Below are 21,764 nucleotides of genomic sequence, written 5' to 3' on the forward strand. Positions count from 1 at the left end.
GGGCGTGCTCGGCCGGTCGGCCCGGTCAGCCGGATTCGCGCGGCGGCGGCAGGCCCAGCTTCTCGCGCAGCTCGCGCTGGACGGTGCCGATGCCGGCGCGGGCGTCGACCGTCGCCACGTACTCCTTCTGCCGGAAGAGGTCCAGCACCGGGTTCGTCTTCTCGTGGTAGGTGCGCAGCCGCTCGGCCAGGGCCGCGTCGTTGTCGTCCTCGCGGGCGCGCAGCTCGCCGCCGCACACGTCGCAGCGGCCCTCGACCTCGGGGCGGTGGGCGATCAGGTTGTAGTCCATTCCGCAGCGCGCGCACAGCCGGCGCGCCTGGACGCGGCGGCGGACCTCCGCGTCGGGCAGCTCCAGGTGGATCACGCCGTCGATGTCGTAGCTCTCCAGGAAGAACTCGGCCTGGCGGCGGTTGCGCGGGAAGCCCTCGACGACGAAGCCGTAGTTCCAGTCGTGCTGGTCGAGGCGGTCGCGGACCACGCCCTCGACCAGGTCGTCCCCGACCAGCTCGCCCGCCGCCATGATCCGGCGGACCTGGGCGCCGAGCTTGGTGTGGTGCTGGACGTGCCAGCGGAAGATGTCGCCGACGGAGATGTGGACCAGGTCGAGGTCGCGGGCGAGCAGGAGCGCCTGCGTTCCCTTGCCGCTGCCCTGCACGCCGACGATCACGTACTTGCGCATGCCCGCACCGTACCCCGGCGGGACGTGCAACTCACGGGTTGCAGTAACCGGGCTCATGTGCAACTCTGGAGTTGCACTCGAAGGGAGTAGACCATGGCTCAGGACAGGATCGAACGGGAGATCTCCATCGCCGCGCCGGTCGGGCGGGTCTGGGAGGTGATCACCGAGCCCGGCCATGTCGGCGCCTGGTTCGGCGCGGCCGGCAAGCCCGCGGAGCTGGACGAGCTGCGGCCCGGCGGCCGGATGGTGGTCGACCACGGCGAGGACGGCGTCTTCCCGATGAGGATCGTCGCCGTGGAGCCGCCGCGCGCGTTCTCCTACCGCTGGGCGCCCGGCTTCCCGGGCGCCGAGGTGACCGAGGACAATTCGACCCTGGTGGAGTTCACTCTGCTGGACGAGGGGGTGGGGACGCTGCTGCGGATCGTGGAGACCGGCTTCGCCGCGCTGCCGGCCGAGGTCGCCGCGCGCAAGTACGAGGACAACAGCGGCGGCTGGACGCACATGGCCCAGCGGGTCCGCGACTACACCGAGAACGGGGGGAAGCTGCCCGGATGACCGTCGACCGCGACGCGGCCGGGGAGCTGCTGGCCGCGCTGGCCGACCCGACCCGCCGGGAGATCCTCGAGGCGCTGGCCGCGCGCGGCGAGGCCAGCGCCACCACGGTCGCGGCCGGGCTGCCGGTCTCCCGGCAGGCGGTGGTCAAGCACCTGGCCGTGCTCGACGCGGCGGGCCTGGTCGAGGCCCGCCGCCGGGGCCGGGAGGTCCGCTACGCAGTACGGCCCGAGCGGCTGACCGCGATGGCGCGCTGGATGGCGGCGGTCGCCACCGAATGGGAGGCACGGCTGGAGACCATCAAGCGGATCGCCGAGTCGCCCCCGCCGCCCTAGACGCGGCGGGGACGGCGGCCCAGGCGGAAGAACCGGGACCGGTCGGACGCCTGGGCCGGCGGCGGCCGGTCGCCGGCCGCCAGCGACTCCAGGAACGCCTCCAGCGCGGGCGGGCGCACGCACACCAGCGTGGCCCGGGCGCGGCGGGCGCAGTGCAGCCGCACCGAGGGCCGCAGCAGCCGGGACAGCGGCCCGCGCCGCCCGCGGCCGACCACCAGGATGTCGTCCTCATGGGTGAGCCGCACCAGCGTCGCCCCCGGCTCGCCGACCAGGGCCAGCGCGGTCATCTCCACGCCGTAGGGGACGCCGCCCGCGACCTCGTCCAGCAGCCGGGCGATCAGCTCGGCACCGGCGCCGCGCAGCGCCTCGGTCACCCCGCAGCCCAGCTGGCCCGCCGCCGACACGTGCGGCGGCAGCGGCGCGGCGTGCACCACCAGCAGCGGGAGACCCCGCAGCCGGGACTCGCCGATGGCCCACGAGAGGGCGCACCGCGCCCCTGCGGAGTCGTCGACCCCCACGACCACGCGGGGACCGCCCTCCGGTCTCGCGTTCACTGTCCCTCCCGAGCCGGGCGCTGCGGATGTGTGCACTCCAGGGTGCAGGTATACCCGCTCCAGGGGAAGTGTTTCCCGGCCGTTGTGTCGGGACCCGCCGCCCGTTCACCGGTGATCAAGGAGGCCGGAGCCGTAGCCTGAGGTTCCGCGCACGTTCTGTCGGTGGCGTCGCCTACGGTCGGGAGCACGGCCCAGTACGCCGCCCCAACGAAGGTGACGACCTCATGGCTCACACGATCGACCAGGAACGGGAATTCCAGCAGCAGGCCGATCCGTACCGGAGAGAGCTGCTCGCCCACTGCTACCGGATGCTCGGCTCCATCCACGACGCCGAGGACCTCGTGCAGGAGACCTACCTCCGGGCGTGGAAGTCCTACGGCGGCTTCGAGGGCCGCTCGTCCCTGCGCACGTGGCTCTACCGGATCGCGACCAACTGCTGCCTGACCGCGATCGACCAGCGCGGCCACCGGCCGCTGCCGTCCGGCCTGGGCGCGCCCAGCGACGAGCCCGAGCGGCCGGTCGTCCCCTCGCCCGAGGTGCCCTGGCTGGAGCCGGCGCCCGACGCGCTGCTGGCCGACGACCCCGCCGACCCGGCCACGATCGTCGCCTCCCGGGAGACGACCCGGCTGGCGTTCGTCGCCGCCCTCCAGCACCTGCCGCCCAACCAGCGCGTGGTGCTGATCCTGCGGGACGTGCTGAAGTGGAAGGCCGCCGAGGTGGCCGAGCTGCTGGAGATCAGCACCGCCTCGGCCAACAGCGCCCTGCAGCGCGCCCGCGCGCAGCTCCAGCAGGCGGCCCCCACCGAGGACGCCATGGTCGAGCCCACCGACCCCGGCCAGCGCGAGCTGCTCGACCGCTACGCCACGCTCTTCGAGAACGCCGACATCAACGGGCTGGTCGAGCTGTTCAAGGAGGACGCGCTCTGGGAGATGCCTCCGTTCCCCGAATGGTTCGTCGGCCGCGAGACCATCGCCCGGCTCATCATCGCCCAGTGCGGGCCCGAGCCCGGCGACTTCCGGCTGCTGCCGACCGCGGCCAACGGCCAGCCCGGGTTCGGGCTCTACAAGCGCGGCGAGGAGGGCGGCTACCACCCGTACCAGATCCAGGTGCTCACGATCACCGGCGAGGGCGTGTCCCGCGCCTCGGTGTTCTTCGACGTGAGCCTCTTCCCGTTCTTCGGCCTGCCGGAGAGCCTCCCGGCCGGCTGATCTTCCCGTCCCGCGCCACGGCGCGCACCCGGGCCCGCTCCGCGGATCTTCCACTGGGTGGAAACTCGCGGTCTTCAACGGGGCGAACCGGTGCCAAGGTGAGGGCATCGGTGGACTCGGCGGCGTGCCGCGGAGCGGGATGGGAGGCACATGGACAAGGTCGTGGCCTCGGCGGCGGAGGCCGTCGCCGACATCGGCGGCGGGGCCTCGCTGGCCGTCGGCGGGTTCGGGCTCTGCGGGGTGCCCGCGGTCCTGATCGGCGCCCTGTACGAGCGCGGCTCGGGAGACCTGCGGGTGGTGTCCAACAACTGCGGGCTCGACGGCCGCGGCCTGGGCCGGCTGCTCGCCGCGGGACGGATCGCGCGGGTGATGGGCTCCTACGTCGGCGACAACAAGGAGTTCGCCCGGCAGTACCTCGCCGGCGAGCTCGAGGTCGAGCTGATGCCGCAGGGCACGCTGGCCGAGCGGATGCGCGCCGGCGGCGCCGGCATCCCCGCCTTCTACACCCCCGCGGGCGTCGGCACGATGGTCGCCGAGGGCGGCATGCCCTGGCGGTACGCGCCCGACGGCGGTGTCGCGGTGGCCTCGCCCGCCAAGGAGGTCCGCGAGTTCGGCGGCACCGAGTACGTCCTCGAAGAGGGCATCACGACCGACTTCGCGCTGGTCCGCGCCGCGAAGGGCGACCGGCACGGCAACCTGGTCTTCGACAAGGCCGCCCGCAACTTCAACCCGCTGTGCGCGATGGCCGGCCGGGTCACCCTGGCCGAGGTCGAGGAGCTGGTGGAGCCCGGCGAGATCGACCCCGACGCCGTGCACCTGCCGGGCGTGTTCGTGCAGCGGGTGGTCGAGCTGACCCCCGAGGAGGCCGCCGACCGACCCATCGAGAAGCTGACGGTCTCCGCGTCTTCCACCCGAGGGACGGTGCGCGCGTAATGCCCTGGTCCAGGAACGAGATCGCCGCCCGCGCGGCGGCCGAGCTGCCCGACGGCGCGTACGTCAACCTCGGCATCGGGCTTCCCACGCTGATCCCCGGGTACGTCCCCGAGGGCCGCGAGGTCGTGCTGCACGCCGAGAACGGCGTCCTCGGCGTCGGCCCGTACCCGGCCGAGGACGAGGTCGACCCCGCCCTGATCAACGCGGGCAAGGAGACGGTCACCGCGCTGCCCGGCGCGTCCTGCTTCGACTCGGCGCTGTCGTTCGGCATGATCCGCGGCGGCCACATCGACATTGCGGTGCTGGGCGCGATGGAGGTCTCCGAGCGCGGCGACCTCGCCAACTGGTCGGTGCCCGGCAAGATGATCAAGGGCATGGGCGGCGCGATGGACCTGGTCCACGGCGCCCGCAAGGTGATCGTGGTGATGAGCCACACCAGCAAGGACGGCTCGCCCAAGATCGTCAAGGAGTGCGGGCTGCCGCTGACCGGCGTCGGCTGCGTCGACCGGATCATCACCGAGCTGGGCGTCCTGGACGTCACGGCGGACGGCCTGGTGCTGGTGGAGACCGCGCCCGGGGTCACCGTCGCCGAGGTCCGCGAGCGCACCGGGCCCGCGCTGACCGACCGCACCGGCACCGCCGCCACCACCGAACCCAGCAGCGACCCGCAGGCAGGAGCCCGGCCATGACGCACCCGCCGTACCTGTACCCCGGCTACAAGAGCACGGTGCTCCGGGCCCCCGCCCGGGACCTGGTCATGCCCAAGCTCGGTCCCGACAGCGTCGAGCTGACCTCGCCGGTGTTCGGCCACCAGGAGCTGGGCCGGCTGGACGCCGACCTCACCAGGCAGCACGCGGGCGAGCCGATGGGCGAGCGGATCATCGTCACCGGCCGGGTGCTGGACGGCTCCGGCCGCCCGGTGCGCGGCACGCTGGTGGAGATCTGGCAGGCCAACGCCTGCGGCCGGTACGTGCACCTTGGCGACCAGCACCCCGCCCCGCTGGACCCCAACTTCACCGGCGCCGGCCGCTGCCTGACCGACGACGAGGGCCGCTACCGGTTCGTCACGATCAAGCCGGGCGCCTACCCGTGGCGCAACCACCCGAACGCCTGGCGTCCCGCCCACATCCACTTCTCGGTGTTCGGCACGGCGTTCACCCAGCGCCTGGTCACCCAGATGTACTTCCCGGGCGACCCGCTGTTCGCCTACGACCCGATGATGCTGTCGATCCCGGAGCAGGAGCACCGGGACCTGCTGGTCGCCCGGCTCGACATGGACACCACCGAGCCGGAGTGGGCGCTGGGCTACCAGTGGGACATCGTGCTCGGCGACACCCCGATGGAGGACTGATGCCGGACAACGGGCTCCTGCCCACCCCCTCGCAGACCGTCGGGCCGTTCTTCCACTACGCGCTGCCCTACGCGGGCGGCCCCGAGGTCGTCCCGGCCTGGCGGCCCGAGGCGATCGCGGTCCGCGGCCGGGTGCTGGACGGCGCCGGCGCCCCGGTCGGCGACGCCCTGGTGGAGATCTGGCAGGCGGACGGCGCGGGCGCGGTCCCGGCCCGGCCGGGCGGCTACAAGCGGGCGGGCCACGGCTTCTCCGGCTTCGGCCGCTGCGAGACCGACGCGGCCGGCGACTACTGGTTCAGCACGGTCAAGCCCGCCGGGATCGGCGCCGGCGCGCCGTACATCGCCGTCCTCGTCTTCGCCCGCGGCCTGCTCAAGCCGGTGCGCACGCGGCTGTACTTCCCCGAGGACGCCGCCGCGCACGAGACGGACCCGGTGCTGGCCGAGGTTCCGGCGGACCGGCGGGGTACGCTGATCGCCGAGCGCGAGGAGGACGGAGCGTACCGCTTCGACGTCCACCTCCAGGGCGAGCGGGAGACGGTCTTCTTTGCATTCTGAGGTGTCGCCGGACGCGGGCCTGCTGTCCCCCGTCCGGGCCGGCACGGAGGCCGAGGCGGCGACCGGTGACCGGGCGTGGCTGGCGGCCCTGCTGGCCGCCGAGGCCGCCCTGGCCCGTGCCCAGGCGCGGCTCGGCATCATTCCGGACGAGGCCGCGGCGGCGATCGCCGCCGCGGCCGATCCAGCCCGCGTGGACCTGCCGGGCCTGGCCCGCCGCGCCCGCGGCTCGGGCAACCCGGTGGTCCCGCTGGTCGCCGACCTGCGCGGGCTCGCGGCCCCGTTCGGCGAGCATGTCCACAAGGGCGCGACCAGCCAGGACATCATGGACACCGCCGCCATGATCGTCGCGTCCCGCGCCCGGCGCGCGGCCCTCGGCCATCTGGACCGGGTGCTGGCCGCGCTGGCGGAGACCGCCGCCCGGCACCGCGACACGCCGATCGCGGGCCGCACCCTCGGCAGGCAGGCGCTCCCCACGACCTTCGGGGCGAAGGCGGGGGGCTGGCTGCTGGGCGTGCTGGAGGCGCGCGACCGGCTGGCGGCCGTGCCGCTGCCCGTCCAGCTGGGCGGCGCCGCCGGCACCCTCGCCTCGTACGGCGGCCGCGGCCTGGACCTGGTGGCCGCGTACGCCGCCGAGACCGGCCTGGCCGAGCCCGCCGCGCCCTGGCACACCCGCCGCACGCCGGTCGCCGACCTCGGCGCCGCGCTGGCGCTGGCCGCCGGGGCGCTGGGCAAGTTCGCCACCGACGTGGTGCTGCTCGCGCAGAGCGAGGTCGACGAGGTGGCCGAGCCCGCGGCGCCCGGCCGCGGCGGCTCGTCGGCGATGCCGCACAAGCGCAACCCGGCGATGGCCACGGTGATCCGCTCGGCCGCGCTCCAGGTGCCCGCGTACGCCCAGGTCCTGGCCGCCTCCCTGGCCGCCCCGCACGAGCGGCCGGCGGGGGAGTGGCACGCCGAGTGGCAGCCGTTCCGCGAGTGCCTGCGGCTGGCCGGCGGCGCCGCCGAGACCGCCGCCGAGCTGGCCGAGGGGCTGGAGCCGGCGCCGGACCGGATGCGCGCCAACCTCGGCGGCCTGCTGGAGGTCCTGGCCGGGCACGGCGGCGACCCCGGCCCCGGCCTGGCCCCCGAGCTGGCGGACCGCGCCGTGGCCGCGTACCGCGAGAGCCGCTCCCGGAACGGAGACCGATGATCCTGCACCACCGCCTGGACGGCCCCGAGGACGCCCCCGTGCTCGTCCTCGGCCCCTCGCTCGGCACGAGCACGGAGCTGTGGGCGCCGCAGATGGCCGTGCTCGCCGGGCGCTACCGCGTGCTGCGGTACGACCTGCCCGGCCACGGCGAGGCGCCGCCGCCCGAGCGCGGGTTCACCGTCGAGGACCTCGCCGGCGCGCTCGTGGACGTGCTCGACGCCCGCGGCGTCGGCCGCGCCGCCTACGCGGGCGTGTCGCTGGGCGGCGCGATCGGCCAGGCGTTCGCGCTGCGCGCCCCCGAGCGCCTCGCGAGCCTGGTGCTGGTCTGCACCTCGCCGCGGTTCGGCGGCCCCGAGGGCTGGCGGGAGCGCGCCGCGCTGGTGCGGCGCGAGGGCACCGCGCCGCTGGCCGCGACCGCGCCGGGGCGCTGGTTCACGCCGGGCTTCGGCGGCTCCGGGCCGTACACCGACATGCTGCGCGCCACCGACCCCGACGGGTACGCCGCGTGCTGCGACGCGCTCGCGCTGTTCGACGCGACCGCCCGGCTGCCCGAGATCGCCGCGCCCACCCTGGTGATCGCCGGCGCGGACGATCCGGCGACGCCCGTCGAGGGCCACGCCGACCGGCTGGCCGCCGGCATCCCCGGCGCCCGGCTCACCGTGCTCGACGGCGCCTCCCACCTGGCCGGCGCCGAGCGCCCCGCCGCGGTCACCGAGGCGATCACCACCCACCTGGACCGGACCTGGAAGGACCCCGCCGGATGAACGAGGAGCAGCGGTACGCCGACGGCATGAAGGTGCGGCGGGAGGTGCTCGGCGACGCGCACGTCGACCGGGCCACCGCCCGCGCCGACGCGTTCACCGCCGACTTCCAGGAGATGATCACCCGGTACGCGTGGGGCGGCATCTGGACCCGGCCGGGGCTGGACCGCAAGACCCGCAGCTGCATCACGCTGACCGCGCTGGTCGCGCACGGCCACCTCGACGAGCTGGCCATGCACGTGCGGGCCGCGCGCCGCAACGGCCTCACCCGCGACGAGATCAAAGAGGTGCTCCTGCAGAGCGCCATCTATTGTGGAGTTCCCGCCGCGAACTCGGCGTTCGCCGTCGCGCAGCGGGTACTGGCCGAAGAGAGTGAGGAGTAGGCCGGAGGGCATGGCGGATCCTGCACGCCCGCCGAGCGTGGCGGGCAAGGTGATGGCGATCCTGGACGCGTTCGCGCTGGGCGGCGTCCGGCTCAACCTGAGCGAGATCTGCCGCCGCGCCGGCCTCCCGCTGGCCACCGGGCACCGGCTGGTCGGCGAGCTGGTCGGCGGCGGCTTCCTGGAGCGGGTCCCGGACGGGACGTACCGGATCGGCACCCGGCTGTGGCGGATCGGCAGCCAGGCGCCCGCGGTGACGAGCCTGCGGGAGCTGGCCCTGCCGCACATGGAGGACCTGTACGAGGCGACGCACGACAACGTGCAGCTCGCCGTGCTCCGCGACGGCCGCGCCCTGTTCGTGGAGCGGCTGCGCGGCACCCGCTCGGTGCCGGTCGTCACGCAGGTCGGGGCCACCCTGCCGCTGCACGCGACCGGCGTGGGCAAGGTCCTGCTGGCGTACGCGCCGGACGAGGTCCTGGAGGAGGTCCTGGCCGCCGGGCTGACCCGGCACGCGGCCCGGACGATCACCGATCCGGAGGAGCTGCGCGGCTCGCTGGAGCGCGTGCGGCACAACGGCTTCGCCCTCACCCGCGACGAGATGACGCTGGGCGCGGCCTCCGTGGCCGCCCCGGTCCGCGACGGCGGCGGCGCGGTCGTGGCCGCGCTGTCGCTGGTCGCCCGCACCCGCAGCGCCGACATGCGGCGGCTGCTGCCGCCGCTGACCACGGCGGCGCGGGCGCTGTCGCGCGACCTGGCCCTGCACTGGCGCGGTCCCGCGTCGTCCGCGCCGCTCCCGCCGGCTTCCGGCTCCCCTTCCGGTGAACGGAAACTCAGCGGCTGAAGCTGGGGTGTTGCGCGCCAGTATCGTCCTGGCAGCAGCGGTGGAACGGCAGGAGGAGACATCATGCGGACCCAGGTCGCGATCATCGGCGGGGGCCCCGCCGGGCTCCTGCTGTCTCATCTGCTGCACCGCCAGGGGATAGAGTCGGTCGTGCTGGAGAGCCGTGACCGCGCGTACGTCGAGCAGCGGCAGCGCGCGGGGATGCTGGAGCAGGGCACCACCGACGTCCTGCGGGACGGCGGCGTGGGCGAGCGGCTGGACCGCGAGGGCCTGGTCCACCACGGGCTGGAGCTGCGGTTCGGCGGCGCCGGGCACCGCGTCGCGCTGACCGAGCTGACCGGCCGCACGGTGACGGTCTACGCGCAGACCGAGATCGTCAAGGACCTGGTGGCGCGCCGGCTCGAGGACGGCGGCGACGTCCGGTTCGAGGCGAAGGTGGTGGCGATCGACGCGGCGGCGCCCAGCGTCACCTACGAGCAGGGCGGGAAGACGTACACGCTGGAGTGCGACTACATCGCCGGCTGCGACGGCTTCCACGGCGTCAGCCGCCCGGCGGTGCCGGACATGCGGACGTTCTCGCGCGAGTACCCGTTCGCCTGGCTCGGCGTGCTGGCCGACGTGCCGCCCTCCACCGACGAGCTGATCTACGCCCACCACGAGCGCGGCTTCGCGCTGCACAGCCTGCGCTCGCCGAAGGTCAGCCGGCTCTACCTCCAGGTCGCGCCGGACGAGGACCTGGCCGCCTGGCCGGACGAGCGGATCTGGTCGGAGCTGGCGGCCCGGTTCGCCACCGACGACGGCTGGGAGCTGCGGGAGGGGCCGATCACCGACCGGTCGATCACGCCGATGCGCAGCTTCGTGGCCGAGCCGATGCGGCACGACCGGCTCTTCCTGGCCGGGGACGCCGCGCACATCGTCCCGCCGACCGGCGCCAAGGGCCTCAACCTCGCGGTGTCGGACGTGACGCTGCTGGCCGAGGCGCTCACCGAGCGGTACGCCTCCGGCTCCGAGACGCTGCTGGACGGCTACTCGGCCTCCTGCCTGCGCCGGGTGTGGCGGGCCGAGCACTTCTCGTACTGGATGACGACGCTGCTGCACGCCGACCCGCAGGCCGACGAGTTCGCCCGGCGGCTCCAGCGCTCGCACCTGGACTACGTGGTCTCCTCCCCGGCCGCCGCCGCGAGCCTGGCGGAGAACTACGTGGGCCTGCCGCTCGGGCGCTGAGGGCGGCCGGGCCCGTCCGCGCCGTCCGCGCCCGGCTGGAACCCTGGCGAATCGATCGCCGTTAGCGGGGAAAAGGGCAACAAACCGGACATACCGGTTTGACTCCCCGGAGGTGGTGCGGCATGGGCGGCGGCGGGCGCCATGCCAGGAGCCTGCGGGTCCTGGGCGTCATGCTTGCCGCCGGCCTGCTGGCGGCGGTCGGCGTCACCGCGCTGGCGGAGTGGCGCAGCGGCACCTACGACCGCAGGATCCAGCGGCTGCCGGACGCGCTGCCGCACGGCTCGGACGTGCGGCCGGTCGAGGACCCGGGGCAGAACTGGCTGCTGATCGGCTCGGACCTGCGCGGCGTGCCGGCCGCCGACAAGTGGCGCCCCGGCGGCCGCGCCCGGGCGGACACGATCATGCTGCTGCACATGCCGGAGCGCGGCGGCCGGGCGTACGTGATCTCGATCCCGCGGGACCTGTGGGTGGACATCCCGGGCCGGGACGAGGCGAAGATCAATGCCGCGTTCGCGGGCGGGGGCTCGCGCCTCCTCACGCGGACGGTCGAGGCGTTCAGCGGCGTGCGGATCGACCATGTCGCCGCCGTCGACTTCACCGGCTTCAAGGCGATGACCGACGCGCTCGGCGGCGTCGAGATCCATCTGGACCGGCCGATCCACGATCCCAGCAACGGCTGGTCCTGGCCCGCGGGGCGCAACCTGCTGGACGGCGAGGAGGCGCTGCGCTTCGTCCGCGAGCGCAAGGGCCTGTCGGGCAGCGACCTGGACCGGATCGAGCGGCAGCAGGCGTTCCTGACCGCCCTGGCGGAGAAGGCCGTCGACTCCGGAACGCTCACCAGCCCGTGGAAGCTCGACGCGTTCCTGCGGGCGGCCAGCGGGAGCCTGGCGGTGGACTCGGGGACCGGGTTCGGCACGCTGCGGGCGCTGGCGGCGCGGCTGGCCCGGATCGGGCCCGAGCGGGTGTCGTTCGCGACCCTGCCGACCGGCGGCAGCGCGTGGATCGGCGACCAGAACGTGCTGCTCCCCGACCGGGAGGCCCGCGACGGCCTTTTCGACGCGCTGCGGGAGGGCAGGCTGGAGGGCTACCTCGACCGGCACGACCTGGAGACCGAGACCGACCGGGTGAACTGACCGGGGGCCTGGAAGGGCCGCCGGGCGCCCGCCGGGCGGCCGTTCCCGGCCGCCGGCGGGTGCCGGATATGCCATGCTGTGCGGGTGAATCGGGTTGGACGCACCCAGGCCGAGCACGCCCGCGATTTGGGCGACGGGCGGGCCGCGGGGCCGGCGCAGGCGATCGCCGCGGCCACCGCGCACTACCTGAACGGCGACCCGATCGACATGTCCGCGCTGGCCGCCGAGCTCGGCGTCGGCCGCGCCACCCTCTACCGCTGGGTCGGCAGCCGCGAGCAGCTGCTCGGCGGCGTGCTGGCCGAGATGACCGAGCGGACCTACCATGGCGCGCTGCGCGGCGTCCGCGGCACCGGGCCCCAGCGGCTGCTGACCGTGCTCGACCGGTTCATGCGCGAGGTGGTGGACGCCGCGCCGCTCAAGGCGTTCACCGAGCGGGAGCCCCGGCTGTTCGTCCGGCTGGCCACCACCCCTGGCCCGGTTGAGGAGCGCGCCACCGCGCTGCTGTGCCGCGAGCTGCAGCGCGAGATCGACCGCGGCGCGCTGCACGTCCCGCTGCCCACCCGCACCCTCGCGCAGGCGATCGTGCGGATCGCCGACTCGTTCATGTACGCCCACTACCTGGGCGGCAGCCGGCCGGAGATCGAGACGGCATTGGAGGTCATCGAGCTGCTCCTGCGCCCCGCCGTCCCGTACCCGCCGGACGGCCCGGAGGACCGGGACGGCCCGGAGGGCCGAGAGGACCGGGAGGGGCCGGAGCCGGGCCCCTCGGGGTCGTAGCGCGGGAACAGGAACAGCGCCCCGATCGCCAGCGCCGCCCCGCCGAGCCGCAGCACGCCCCACAGCGGGTCGGCCGGCCAGTCGCCGCCGTACAGCAGGCTTCCGGCCAGCACCAGGTAGGTCTTGGCGACGATCGTGCAGACCGAGACGCAGATCGCCATCCGGCAGCGCTGCATCGCGATCATGGCCTGGCCCAGCCCCAGGGACAGGGCGATCGCGAGCAGGTACGGGTACGGCTCGGCCAGCAGGCCCGGGCCGAACTCCCGCTCGGTGTTGAGGATGGCCAGGCCCTTGGCCGCGACCTCGGCGGCGCCGAGCAGGACCCCGAAGCTCAGCCCGTACGCCACGCCCGACAGCGGGCGGGCGTGCCGGCCCTCGGGGCGGCGGTCGCCGGCCGAGAACACCAGCAGCGGCACCGCGATCGACGGGACCATGACGGCGAGCAGCAGCGGGGCGGGCGGCAGCGTGCCGATGCCGTCCTCGCCCGGCCGCACCGAGGCGGCGATGGTCAGCGTGGCCAGCGCGAACAGGCCGAGGGCCAGCCACTCGCGGGCGGCCAGCCGCTCCCCGAAGAACGTGACCGCCAGCCACAGCAGCAGGACCAGGGACGAGGCGAACAGCGGCATCGCCGTCCCGAGCGGCAGCTCGGCGAAGGCGACGAGCTGGAGCTCCAGCCCGACCAGGAAGACCAGCATGCCGATCAGCCACACGTGGCTGCGGGCCAGCAGCCCGAGCATGCGCAGGGGACGGTCGCCGCGCAGCGGTTCCATCCGGGCTCCCGCCGCCTTGAACAGGGCGGCGCCGACGTAGTAGAGGCCGACCGCCACCATGGCGGTCGTCGTGGCGTTCACTCGGCGGTGGCCTCCAGACTGCGGCGCGGGGTGTCGCGGCGTGTGCTGCGGCGGGGTTACGGCGATGGTCAAGCGTGTCAGACATGCGAGACAATAGTGTGATCTGTCTCACTGGGAGTCTCATCGTGGTCCCGCGGACGCAGCGCGTCAAGGGGAATCCGGAACGTGGCCACCGCGGCCCGGCGCTCCCCGTGCCCGAACGGGAATCAACCCTCGGCGCCGGTCGCTGTACATGAGAGGCTGCGATCACGATGCCCGTCGACGAACAGTTGGGACGGTCGGCCCGTGAGTGACATCCCCCGCCGCGCGGTGACGCGGAGCGCCAAGCTGGCGAGCCTGCCCCTCGGATTCGCCGGGCGGACGGCGCTCGGTCTCGGCAAGCGCACGCTCGGCCGGCCCGCCGAGACGGTGGCGCTGGAGGTCCAGCGGCGCACCGCTGACCAGCTCTTCCGGGTGCTCGGCGAGCTCAAGGGCGGCGCGATGAAGGTCGGCCAGCTGCTGTCGATCTTCGAGGCCGGGCTGCCGGAGGAGGTTGCGGGGCCGTTCCGGGCCAGCCTCACCCGGCTCCAGGAGGCCGCCCCGCCGATGCCCGCCGCCACCATGCACGCGGTCATGGCCGAGGGGCTGGGGGAGGACTGGCGCGACCGGTTCGCCGAGTTCGACGACGAGCCCGCCGCGGCGGCGTCCATCGGGCAGGTGCACCGGGCGGTCTGGCACGACGGCCGCACGGTCGCGGTGAAGGTCCAGTACCCGGGCGCCGGCCGCGCCCTGATGAGCGACTTCAACCAGATCTCCCGGCTCAGCCGGCTGATCACGCCGCTGTTCCCCGGCGTCGAGGTCAAGCCGATGGTCGCCGACCTCAGGCGGCGGCTGGAGAAGGAGCTGGACTACGCCGACGAGGCCCGCGCCCAGGCGGCGTTCCACGACGCCTACGCCGGCGACCCCGACTTCGTGGTGCCCGCCGTGGTGGAGCGCTCCGGCAACGTGCTGGTCACCGAGTGGCTGGACGGCACGCCGCTGGCCAAGGTGATCGCGGACGGCCCGCAGGAGGTGCGCGACCGGGCCGGGCTGCTGCTGTACCGCTTCCTGCTGTCCGGCCCGGCCCGCTGCGAGATGATCCACATCGATCCGCATCCCGGCAACTTCCGGATGCTCGACGACGGCCGGCTCGGCGTCATGGACTTCGGCGGCGCCGCCCGCGTCCCGGCCGAGCTCCAGTGGGCGATCGGGCGGCTGCTGCGGATCGGCACCCTCGGCGACGGCGAGGAGATCGTCGAGGCGCTGCGCGCGGAGGGCTTCCTGGCGCCCGACGGCGACGTGGACCCCGAGGAGGTGGCGGCGCTGGTGTCGGCGCACGCCTTCCCGTTCACCACGGGGCGGTTCAAGTACTCGCGGGAGTTCATGCGGCAGGAGACCAGCCGCGGCATCGGCATCGCCACCGACATGCGGCCCGGCGGGCTGGGCCGGCACCTGCGGATGCCGCCGCAGTTCATGGCGGTGGCGCGGGCGCTGGCCAGCTGCGGCGGCGTGCTCTGCCAGCTGGAGGCGGAGGCGGACTTCCGCGCCGAGGCCGAGCGGTGGCTGCCCGGCTTCGCCGACGGCGACGGCGGCGGCGACCTCACCGAGGGCGAGGCCACCGCCTGACGAGGCCGGCCCGGCCCGGCGGAGGGCCCGGAGGAAGGCCCCGCGGCGGGCTCAGCGGGCCAGCGCCGCGGCCTCTTCCTCCTCGACCTTGCGGTTCCACTCCTGCTTGGACGACTGCCAGCCGTCCTCGTCGCGGCCGCGCCGCCAGTAGCCGGAGATCGACAGCTGTGACATCGGCAGCTGCCGGTCCACCCGCAGGTGCCGGCGCAGCTCCTTGACGAAGTTCGCCTCGCCGTGGACGAACGCGTGCACCTCGCCCTCCGGGAACTCCAGCTCCCGCACGGCCCGCACCAGCGAGTCCCCGACCGGGGACCCGTTGCGGTGCAGCCAGTGGATCTCGGCGCCGGCCGGCGCCGCCAGCTTCTGCTCCTCCTCGGGCCCGGCCACCTCGACGAACACCTTGGCCGGCACGCCCTCCGGGACCCGCTCCAGCGACGCGCCGATCGCCGGCAGCGCGCTCTCGTCGCCCACCAGCAGGTGCCAGCCCGCCTCCGGGTTCGGCGCGTACGCGCCGCCCGGGCCGAGGAAGCGCAGCAGGTCGCCCGGCCTGGCCGCCGCCGCCCAGGGCCCGGCCAGCCCCTCGTCGCCGTGGTACACGAAGTCGATGGTCAGCTCCACCGCCTCGGGGTCCCAGGCCCGCACCGTGTAGGTGCGGGTCGCCGGCCACTGGCCGCGCGGGAACTCCTCCCGGATCCGCTCCATGTCGAACGGCTCCGGGTAGGTCACGCCGGCCGGCGGGAACAGCAGCTTGACGTAGTGATCGGTGTACTCGCCCGCGGGGAAGCCGGCCAGGTCCTCGCCGCCGAGCACCACCCGGATCATGTGCGGGGTGATCTGCTCGGTGCGCAGCACCGTGCCGGTGTTCACCCGCCGGCCCTTGCGTTTCGGCTCGTCCGCCATCCGTTCCTCCGATCACACTGATCAGTCCTACCTACTTAGGTAAGCCTAACCTGTACCTCGGGGAAATGGTCCGGACCGGGCCCGGAAAAGAGCCTAGCCCCAGACCTCCTCGGCGGTCTCCACGATCAGCGCCAGCTTGGCGAGCTGCTCGTCGCGGGTCAGCTCGTTCCCCTCGACGGTCGAGGAGAACCCGCACTGCGGCGACAGGCACAGCTGGTCGACCGGCACGTACCGGCTCGCCTCCTCGATCCGGCGCTTGAGGCCGTCCTTGCTCTCCAGCACGCCGCTCTTGGTGGTGACCAGGCCGAGCACGACCATCTTGCCCTTGGGTACGAAGCGCAGCGGCTCGAAGCCGCCGGAGCGCTCGTCGTCGTACTCCAGGAAGAAGCCGTCCACGTCCAGCTCGCCGAACAGCGCCTCGGCCACGAAGTCGTACCCGCCCTCGGCCGTCCACGCCGACCGGAAGTTGCCCCGGCACATGTGCGTGGTGATCCGCATCCCCTCGGGCCGGCCGGCGATCGCGGCGTTGATCTGCTCGATGTAGCGCAGGTGCAGATGGTCGGCGTCGTCGCCGCGCTCGGCGATCATCGCGCGCTGCTCCGGGTCGTTCAGGTAGGCCAGGCTGGTGTCGTCGAACTGCAGGTAGCGGCAGCCCGCCTCGCCGATCCGGCGCACCTGCTCGGCGTACGCGGCCGCCAGGTCCGACCAGAACTCCGCCACGTCCGGGTAGACGGCCGGATCGATCGAGGCGGGACCGCCGCGGTAGTGCACCATGTTCGGCGACGGGACGGTCAGCTTGGGCGTCACGCCCGTCCCCGCGGTCGCGTCCCGCAGGAACGCGAAGTCGTCCTCGAAGATCGTCTCGTCCAGCCGGATCCGGTCGTGGACGCGCAGCGCGGCGCTGGTGAACTCGATGTCGCCGTTCTTCCGGTGGAACCGCACCTTGATCTTCTCGTCGGCGGGGCTGATGCCGCCCAGCCGGTAGATGAAGTCCATGTGCCACGACGTGCGGCGGAACTCGCCGTCGGTCGCCGACCGCAGCCCCGCCCGGCGCTGCAGCTCCACCACCGACCGGATCGCCTCGTCCTCGGCGGCGCGCAGCTCCGCGTCCTTGATCAGCCCGGCGGCGTGGTCCGCGCGCGCCCGCAGCAGCTCCGGGGGCCGCAGCAGGCTGCCGACGTGGTCGGCCCGGAACGGCGGCGTGTCTCGCAGGACCATGAACACTCCTTCGTGTCGCTTCTTCTCACATCGCTCCCGGCGCCCGGGAGGACAGCCTGGCCCGCACGGCCGGCACGAGGCCGCCGGGCATGAACAGCACCGCCGCGATCAGCAGCAGCGAGTAGACCGCGTAGGACAGCACGCTCGGCGCGTAGCTGGGCATGCCCTCCATCGTGCCGATGTTGTTGAGCAGCTGGATCAGCAGGACGATCGCGGTGGCGCCGGCCAGCGCGCCCCAGATCGTCCCCAGGCCGCCGACCACCGCCATCACCACGTACTCGATGGACAGCAGGATCGGGAACGAACCGGGGGCGATGTACCCGACGTAGTAGGCGTAGATGCCGCCCGCGAGCCCGGCGAACGCCGCCGACAGCGCGAACACCGCCAGCTTCGCCCGGCCGACCGCCACGCCCGCCGACTCGGCCGCGACCTCGCTGGTCGCCAGCGCCCGCAGCCCGCGGCCCTGCCTGGACTCGATCACGTTCCGGGCGGCCAGCACCACCACCGCCAGCGCGCCCCAGGTGAGGAACGCGTAGCCGCGGTCGTTCTCCAGCTCCACGCCGCCCAGGCCGAACCGCGGGATGCCCTGCAGCCCGATGCTGCCGCCGAGGAATTCCAGCTCGCCCGCCAGCGACAGCAGGATCAGCTGCGTCGCCAGCGTCGCGAACGCCAGATGGTGCCCGCGCAGCCGCAGCAGCGGAATGCCGATCACCGCCGCGAACAGCGCGGCGACCAGCGGCGCCGCCAGCAGGCCCCACAGCGGCGGCAGCCCGTGCACGCTCATCAGCCCGGCGGTGTACCCGCCGACCGCGTAGAACGCCGCCTGCCCCAGCGACACCTGCCCGGCGTACCCCATGAGCAGCGACACCCCGACGGTGACCATCGCCGCCAGCCCCAGCAGGATGAACACCGACAGCTGCGCCTCGCCGAGCGTCGCCGCCAGCAGCATCGCCACCGCGAACAGGCCCGCCAGATGAGGCAGCCGTATTCCCGCCGGCTCGCCGTTCCCGCGCAACCGCGCCAGAACGCCCGGCATGTTCACGCCGTGCTTTCCGGTCGCCTCCGGGACGCCTTCATGGCGGCGGCTTCCCTCCTCAGTCCGGCCGCCGCCGCGCCCGTCCGGCTCCCTCATAGGGCCTCCTCCTGCAGGGCGGGGGTGCGGATCGCCTGCCAGATCATCAGGGCGAGCATCAGGCCCAGCGCCACCTCGATCTGGTACGACGCCTTGCCGTACCCCGCGACCATGGCCTCCGCCACGCCCAGCACCAGCCCGCCGGCCAGCGCGGCACCGGGCCGGACCAGCCCGCCGAAGATCGCGGCGGCGAAGCCGTTGACGATCAGGACCACGTCGGAGTCGAACGAGATCGGCTGCAGCGGCGTCACCAGCACCCCGGCGATGCCGCCGAGCGCGCCGCCGAGGCCGAACGCCAGCAGGCCCATCCGCCGCGGGTCGATGCCGATGACGCGCGCCGCGTACGGGTTGGACGCGCACGCGGTGAGGCCCTTGCCCGCGTACGTCCGGTTGAAGAACAGCGCCAGCGCCGTGAACGTCACCGCCGTGACCGCGATGACCAGCAGGTACTGCTTCTGGATCGTCGCGCCCGCGATCGTGAACGAGCCGCGCAGCCCGGGGAACGAGCGGGGCTGGTCGCCCCACACCATGACCTCGACCGCGTACGCGAAGATCCCCACGCCGAGCGTGATGATGAGCGAGGACAGCGGGCTGGTGCCGCGCCGCCCCATCGCCAGCAGGCCGACCAGCACCCCGGCCGCGACCGCGACCAGCACCGCGGCGGCCTCGGCGACCACGTGCGGCAGCCCGGCCGACAGGAACGAGGCCGCGCTGAGCCCGGCGACGACCGCGAACATCGCCTGCGCGAAGTTGACGATCCGGGTCACCCGGTGGATCGCCACCAGACCGCTGCCGATCAGCGCGAACCCGCACCCGACCGCCAGCCCGTTGATCAGGTAGCTGAGGAAGTTGCTCACGGGGCCTCCTGGATGGGGCCGCCGAGGTAGGCGCCCTCGACCTCGGGGCTGCGGGCCAGCTCGGCCGAGGGGCCGGCGGCGACCACGCGGCCGGCCTCCAGGACGTACGCCCGCGCGCACAGCTCGAAGGCCAGCCGGGCGTTCTGCTCGATCAGCAGCACGGCGGTGCCGCGCTCGGCGTTCAGCTCCCGCAGGTGGGCGGCCAGGTCGGCGATCACCAGCGGGGCCAGGCCGAGGGACAGCTCGTCCACCGCGATCACCTCGGGACGGGCCATCAGCGCGCGGCCGACCGCGACCATCTGCTGCTCGCCGCCCGACAGCGTGCCGGCCCGCCGGCCGCGCAGCCGCCCGAGGCCGGGCAGCAGCTCGTACACCGGCGAGGTGTCGCGGTCCTTGCGGCCCCAGGCGCCCAGCCGCAGGTTGTCCTCGACCGTCATGTCCGGGAACAGCTGGCGGCCCTCGGGGACGTGCGCGAGCCGGCCGGTGACGCGGACCGTTCCCGAGGCGGGGAGGACGATCCCCGACAGCGTGTCGACGAGGGTGGACTTGCCCGCGCCGTTCGGGCCGACGAGGGCGACCATCTCGCCGGCGCCGACGGTGAGCGACACCCGGTCCAGCGCGGTGGCCGACCCGTAGCGGACGGTCAGCTCCGCGATCTCTATCACGGGCTCTATCACGGGCTCGGTCGCGGGCCCGGTCACGTGGCGACCTCTTCCCCGAGATAGGCCGCGATCACCCGGGGGTCGGAGCGGATCCGGTCGGGGGTGCCGTCGGCGATCACCTCGCCCAGGTCCAGCACGGTGATCCGGTCGGCCAGCCGGGTCACCATCGCCACGTCGTGCTCCACCAGCATGATCGTCAGCCCGTCCCGGCGCAGCTCGGCGATGAGGTCCGCGAGGGCCTCCCGCTCGGCCGCGCGCAGCCCGGAGGCGGGCTCGTCCAGGAGCAGCAGCTCCGGGCCGGCGCACAGCGCGCGGGCCAGCTGCAGCGAGCGCTGCTGGCCGAGCGGCAGCGACTCGGCCGGCCGGCCGGCCCAGCCGGACAGGCCGACCCGCTCGAGCGCCGCGTCGGCGCGGGCGCGGATCAGCCGCTCCTCGCGGGCGTGCCGGGGCAGCCGCAGCGCGGCCGTCCAGAAGCCGGCGCGGGTTCCGGCGTGCGCGCCGACCATGACGTTCTCGCGGACGGACATGCCGCGGAACACCCGGGCCGCCTGGAACACGATCGCGATGCCGAGCGCCGCCCGGCCGTGCGCGGGCAGCCGGCCGAGCGGCCGCCCGCGGAACGCGATCGTGCCCTGGTCCGGCCGCAGATGCCCGGCGATCAGGTTGAACAGCGTGGACTTGCCCGCGCCGTTGGGGCCGATGATCCCGCGCAGCTCGCGCTCGCCGACGCTCAGGTCGACGTCGCGGACGGCGTAGACGCCGCCGAAGTGGCGGGACAGCCCGGTGATCTCGAGCACCCGCTCACCCGCCGGAGACGGTCTTGGCGAGCTGGTCCTTCGCCCAGTCGGTCGGGATGAACTGGCCGTTCTTGACGGTGTTGACCGAGATGTACTCGGGGCCCAGGCCGGAGTGGTCGGTCGCTGAGTACCGGAACCGGCCGTTCGGGGTGACCAGGTCCATGCTCTCCAGCGCCTTCTGCACCTTCTCGCCGTCGGTGCTGTTCGCCTTCTTGAGCGCCTCGAACAGCAGCAGCGCGGCGCTGTAGCCGTCCTGCGCGAACTGCGGCGGCGCATACCCGTGCTTCTGCTTGTACGGCCCGGCCAGCTGGTCGATGACCTGCTTCTGCGGGCCGGCCGGCAGGTGGTCGCCGACCACGCCGATCGCGCTCTGCACGGTGATGCCCTCGGCCGCGGCGCCGACCGGCTTCAGCCACAGCGTGCTGGCCTGCGAGGCGGTGAGCATCAGCGGGACCTTGAGCCCGGACGCGACGTACTGCTTGGTCACCGTGACGCCGGGCGCCCCGGTGCCCCAGAACAGGAACGCCTGCGCGCCGGAGTCCTTGATCCGGGTGAAGATCGGGCTGAAGTCGCTGGTGGTGGTCTCGTACGCCTCGTCCTTGACGATCTGGACGCCGTACTTGGCGGCCATCGCGAGCGTGGACTTGTGCCCGGCCACCGCGTAGCCGCTCTTGCTGTCGTGCGCGACCGCGATCTTGGTGATCTTGCGGTGCTGGAAGTACTGGAGGTAGCGCTCGGCGTAGTCGGCCGACAGGGCGGGGGTCACGAAGACGTACGACTTGATCGGCTCGACCTGCTCGGTGGCCGGCGCCAGCGACAGGTACGGGATCCTCTCGCGCTGCGCGATCGGCTCGGCGGCGAGCGCGGAGTTGGAGAACACCGGGCCGATCACGGCGTCCACGTCCCGCTTGATCGCGTTGAGCGCGAGCACCGCCTGGTCGGGCTGGGTCTTGTCGTCGCGGAAGACGATCTCGACCTTGCGGCCGAGCACGCCGCCCTTGGCGTTGAGCTGCTCGACGGCCAGCTCGACCGCCTTCTTGTCCTCGCTGCCCAGCGGGGCGTAGTTGCCGGTGAGCGAGACGATCAGACCCACCTTGATCGGGTCGTCGGAGCCGCCTCCGGAGGAGTCCCCGCAGGCGGCGGCGAGCGAGACGGCGAGGGGGAGGGCGGCGAGTGCCGCGGTGCGGGGGACGGCGCGGGGAAAGCGGAGACGCACGGCCACCTCCTGGGGGGCG

Annotated in this window: 24 protein-coding genes; 15 read left to right on the forward strand and 9 right to left on the reverse strand. The window is 74.0% G+C overall.

Features of this window, described 5'->3' with window-relative positions:
- Positions 1–25: 25 nt before the first annotated feature.
- Positions 26–679: an adenylate kinase family protein gene (locus ACA361_RS23390; RefSeq protein WP_375014992.1), complete on the reverse strand. Its 654-nt coding sequence runs from the start codon at positions 677–679 to the stop codon at positions 26–28.
- A gap of 93 nt (positions 680–772) precedes the next feature.
- Between ACA361_RS23390 and ACA361_RS23395 the strand changes: the two genes are divergently transcribed.
- Together ACA361_RS23395 and ACA361_RS23400 are read left to right on the forward strand one after the other, a co-directional pair.
- The gene (locus tag ACA361_RS23395; RefSeq protein WP_375014994.1) at positions 773–1,234 is read left to right on the forward strand and encodes an SRPBCC family protein; all 462 of its coding nucleotides are present in this window, start codon (positions 773–775) and stop codon (positions 1,232–1,234) included.
- Positions 1,231–1,566: an ArsR/SmtB family transcription factor gene (locus ACA361_RS23400; RefSeq protein WP_375014996.1), complete on the forward strand. Its 336-nt coding sequence runs from the start codon at positions 1,231–1,233 to the stop codon at positions 1,564–1,566. The genes ACA361_RS23395 and ACA361_RS23400 overlap by 4 nt, the downstream gene beginning before the upstream one ends.
- On the opposite strand, the gene ACA361_RS23405 is transcribed toward ACA361_RS23400, so the two are convergent.
- Complete coding sequence (locus ACA361_RS23405) at positions 1,563–2,120, reverse strand: universal stress protein (protein WP_375014998.1); 558 nt, start codon at positions 2,118–2,120, stop codon at positions 1,563–1,565. The two genes, ACA361_RS23400 and ACA361_RS23405, sit on opposite strands and share 4 nt — an antisense overlap.
- Before the next feature lie 224 nt (positions 2,121–2,344).
- Here ACA361_RS23405 and ACA361_RS23410 point away from each other — a divergent pair, with 224 nt between their 5' ends.
- The 13 genes from ACA361_RS23410 (at position 2,345) to ACA361_RS23470 (ending at position 14,963) form a co-directional block, all read left to right on the forward strand.
- Positions 2,345–3,328 carry a sigma-70 family RNA polymerase sigma factor gene (locus ACA361_RS23410; RefSeq protein ID WP_375015000.1) on the forward strand — a complete coding sequence of 328 codons (984 nt, stop codon included), beginning with the start codon at positions 2,345–2,347 and terminating at the stop codon, positions 3,326–3,328.
- Between the two features lie 150 nt (positions 3,329–3,478).
- A complete protein-coding gene (locus tag ACA361_RS23415; protein ID WP_375015002.1) occupies positions 3,479–4,261 on the forward strand; it encodes a CoA transferase subunit A in 783 nt (260 codons plus the stop codon).
- A complete protein-coding gene (locus tag ACA361_RS23420) occupies positions 4,261–4,950 on the forward strand; it encodes a CoA transferase subunit B (RefSeq protein WP_375015004.1) in 690 nt (229 codons plus the stop codon). Before ACA361_RS23415 ends, ACA361_RS23420 begins: the two co-directional genes overlap by 1 nt.
- On the forward strand, positions 4,947–5,612 hold the full coding sequence (gene pcaH, locus ACA361_RS23425) for a protocatechuate 3,4-dioxygenase subunit beta (RefSeq protein WP_375015006.1): 666 nt from the start codon (positions 4,947–4,949) through the stop codon (positions 5,610–5,612). The genes ACA361_RS23420 and pcaH overlap by 4 nt, the downstream gene beginning before the upstream one ends.
- Positions 5,612–6,166 (forward strand): protocatechuate 3,4-dioxygenase subunit alpha, encoded by a 555-nt coding sequence (gene pcaG / locus ACA361_RS23430; RefSeq protein WP_375015008.1) that lies wholly within the window; start codon positions 5,612–5,614, stop codon positions 6,164–6,166. The genes pcaH and pcaG overlap by 1 nt, the downstream gene beginning before the upstream one ends.
- Position 6,167: 1 nt before the next feature.
- The gene (pcaB, locus tag ACA361_RS23435; protein ID WP_375015009.1) at positions 6,168–7,352 is read left to right on the forward strand and encodes a 3-carboxy-cis,cis-muconate cycloisomerase; all 1,185 of its coding nucleotides are present in this window, start codon (positions 6,168–6,170) and stop codon (positions 7,350–7,352) included.
- Positions 7,349–8,116: a 3-oxoadipate enol-lactonase gene (gene pcaD / locus ACA361_RS23440; RefSeq protein ID WP_375015011.1), complete on the forward strand. Its 768-nt coding sequence runs from the start codon at positions 7,349–7,351 to the stop codon at positions 8,114–8,116. Before pcaB ends, pcaD begins: the two co-directional genes overlap by 4 nt.
- On the forward strand, positions 8,113–8,496 hold the full coding sequence (pcaC, locus tag ACA361_RS23445; protein WP_375015013.1) for a 4-carboxymuconolactone decarboxylase: 384 nt from the start codon (positions 8,113–8,115) through the stop codon (positions 8,494–8,496). Before pcaD ends, pcaC begins: the two co-directional genes overlap by 4 nt.
- A 10-nt stretch (positions 8,497–8,506) precedes the next feature.
- A complete protein-coding gene (locus tag ACA361_RS23450; RefSeq protein ID WP_375015015.1) occupies positions 8,507–9,334 on the forward strand; it encodes an IclR family transcriptional regulator in 828 nt (275 codons plus the stop codon).
- Between the two features lie 63 nt (positions 9,335–9,397).
- Positions 9,398–10,558 carry a 4-hydroxybenzoate 3-monooxygenase gene (locus tag ACA361_RS23455; protein ID WP_375015017.1) on the forward strand — a complete coding sequence of 387 codons (1,161 nt, stop codon included), beginning with the start codon at positions 9,398–9,400 and terminating at the stop codon, positions 10,556–10,558.
- Between the two features lie 122 nt (positions 10,559–10,680).
- Positions 10,681–11,691: an LCP family protein gene (locus tag ACA361_RS23460; RefSeq protein ID WP_375015019.1), complete on the forward strand. Its 1,011-nt coding sequence runs from the start codon at positions 10,681–10,683 to the stop codon at positions 11,689–11,691.
- An 84-nt stretch (positions 11,692–11,775) separates the two neighbouring features.
- Complete coding sequence (locus ACA361_RS23465) at positions 11,776–12,468, forward strand: QsdR family transcriptional regulator (protein ID WP_375015021.1); 693 nt, start codon at positions 11,776–11,778, stop codon at positions 12,466–12,468.
- A gap of 1,136 nt (positions 12,469–13,604) precedes the next feature.
- The gene (locus ACA361_RS23470; RefSeq protein ID WP_375015023.1) at positions 13,605–14,963 is read left to right on the forward strand and encodes an ABC1 kinase family protein; all 1,359 of its coding nucleotides are present in this window, start codon (positions 13,605–13,607) and stop codon (positions 14,961–14,963) included.
- Between the two features lie 51 nt (positions 14,964–15,014).
- Here the strand turns inward: ACA361_RS23470 and ACA361_RS23475 are convergent, their stop codons facing one another.
- The 7 genes from ACA361_RS23475 to ACA361_RS23505 all read right to left on the reverse strand — a co-directional run bounded on the left by ACA361_RS23475 (position 15,015) and on the right by ACA361_RS23505 (position 21,745).
- A complete protein-coding gene (locus tag ACA361_RS23475; protein ID WP_375015025.1) occupies positions 15,015–15,863 on the reverse strand; it encodes a siderophore-interacting protein in 849 nt (282 codons plus the stop codon).
- 93 nt (positions 15,864–15,956) lie between these two features.
- A complete protein-coding gene (locus ACA361_RS23480) occupies positions 15,957–17,081 on the reverse strand; it encodes a 5-methyltetrahydropteroyltriglutamate--homocysteine S-methyltransferase (protein ID WP_375015027.1) in 1,125 nt (374 codons plus the stop codon).
- Positions 17,082–17,106: 25 nt separating this feature from the next.
- Positions 17,107–18,213, reverse strand: a complete 1,107-nt coding sequence (locus ACA361_RS23485; protein ID WP_375015029.1) for a branched-chain amino acid ABC transporter permease — start codon at positions 18,211–18,213, stop codon at positions 17,107–17,109.
- A complete protein-coding gene (locus tag ACA361_RS23490; RefSeq protein WP_375015031.1) occupies positions 18,210–19,070 on the reverse strand; it encodes a branched-chain amino acid ABC transporter permease in 861 nt (286 codons plus the stop codon). Before ACA361_RS23490 ends, ACA361_RS23485 begins: the two co-directional genes overlap by 4 nt.
- Positions 19,067–19,771, reverse strand: coding sequence for an ABC transporter ATP-binding protein (locus ACA361_RS23495; RefSeq protein ID WP_375015033.1), 705 nt, complete (start codon positions 19,769–19,771; stop codon positions 19,067–19,069). The genes ACA361_RS23490 and ACA361_RS23495 overlap by 4 nt, the downstream gene beginning before the upstream one ends.
- Positions 19,768–20,529, reverse strand: a complete 762-nt coding sequence (locus tag ACA361_RS23500) for an ABC transporter ATP-binding protein (RefSeq protein ID WP_375015035.1) — start codon at positions 20,527–20,529, stop codon at positions 19,768–19,770. Before ACA361_RS23500 ends, ACA361_RS23495 begins: the two co-directional genes overlap by 4 nt.
- A 4-nt stretch (positions 20,530–20,533) precedes the next feature.
- Positions 20,534–21,745, reverse strand: a complete 1,212-nt coding sequence (locus ACA361_RS23505; protein ID WP_375015036.1) for an ABC transporter substrate-binding protein — start codon at positions 21,743–21,745, stop codon at positions 20,534–20,536.
- Positions 21,746–21,764: the final 19 nt, after the last annotated feature.

Origin of the sequence: Actinomadura sp. 21ATH (assembly GCF_041951345.1) — a bacterium.
GTDB lineage: Bacteria > Actinomycetota > Actinomycetes > Streptosporangiales > Streptosporangiaceae > Spirillospora.

What these genes read in the sequence shown, in the direction of transcription:
- ACA361_RS23390 (WP_375014992.1), bottom strand. Translation starts at nt 679, where the DNA reads ATGCGCAAGTACGTGATCGTCGGCGTGCAGGGCAGCGGCAAGGGAACG.
- ACA361_RS23395 (WP_375014994.1), top strand. Translation starts at nt 773, where the DNA reads ATGGCTCAGGACAGGATCGAACGGGAGATCTCCATCGCCGCGCCGGTC.
- ACA361_RS23400 (WP_375014996.1), top strand. Translation starts at nt 1,231, where the DNA reads ATGACCGTCGACCGCGACGCGGCCGGGGAGCTGCTGGCCGCGCTGGCC.
- ACA361_RS23410 (WP_375015000.1), top strand. Translation starts at nt 2,345, where the DNA reads ATGGCTCACACGATCGACCAGGAACGGGAATTCCAGCAGCAGGCCGAT.
- ACA361_RS23415 (WP_375015002.1), top strand. Translation starts at nt 3,479, where the DNA reads ATGGACAAGGTCGTGGCCTCGGCGGCGGAGGCCGTCGCCGACATCGGC.
- ACA361_RS23420 (WP_375015004.1), top strand. Translation starts at nt 4,261, where the DNA reads ATGCCCTGGTCCAGGAACGAGATCGCCGCCCGCGCGGCGGCCGAGCTG.
- pcaH (WP_375015006.1), top strand. Translation starts at nt 4,947, where the DNA reads ATGACGCACCCGCCGTACCTGTACCCCGGCTACAAGAGCACGGTGCTC.
- pcaG (WP_375015008.1), top strand. Translation starts at nt 5,612, where the DNA reads ATGCCGGACAACGGGCTCCTGCCCACCCCCTCGCAGACCGTCGGGCCG.
- pcaD (WP_375015011.1), top strand. Translation starts at nt 7,349, where the DNA reads ATGATCCTGCACCACCGCCTGGACGGCCCCGAGGACGCCCCCGTGCTC.
- pcaC (WP_375015013.1), top strand. Translation starts at nt 8,113, where the DNA reads ATGAACGAGGAGCAGCGGTACGCCGACGGCATGAAGGTGCGGCGGGAG.
- ACA361_RS23450 (WP_375015015.1), top strand. Translation starts at nt 8,507, where the DNA reads ATGGCGGATCCTGCACGCCCGCCGAGCGTGGCGGGCAAGGTGATGGCG.
- ACA361_RS23455 (WP_375015017.1), top strand. Translation starts at nt 9,398, where the DNA reads ATGCGGACCCAGGTCGCGATCATCGGCGGGGGCCCCGCCGGGCTCCTG.
- ACA361_RS23460 (WP_375015019.1), top strand. Translation starts at nt 10,681, where the DNA reads ATGGGCGGCGGCGGGCGCCATGCCAGGAGCCTGCGGGTCCTGGGCGTC.
- ACA361_RS23475 (WP_375015025.1), bottom strand. Translation starts at nt 15,863, where the DNA reads ATGGCGGACGAGCCGAAACGCAAGGGCCGGCGGGTGAACACCGGCACG.
- ACA361_RS23480 (WP_375015027.1), bottom strand. Translation starts at nt 17,081, where the DNA reads ATGGTCCTGCGAGACACGCCGCCGTTCCGGGCCGACCACGTCGGCAGC.
- ACA361_RS23485 (WP_375015029.1), bottom strand. Translation starts at nt 18,213, where the DNA reads ATGAGGGAGCCGGACGGGCGCGGCGGCGGCCGGACTGAGGAGGGAAGC.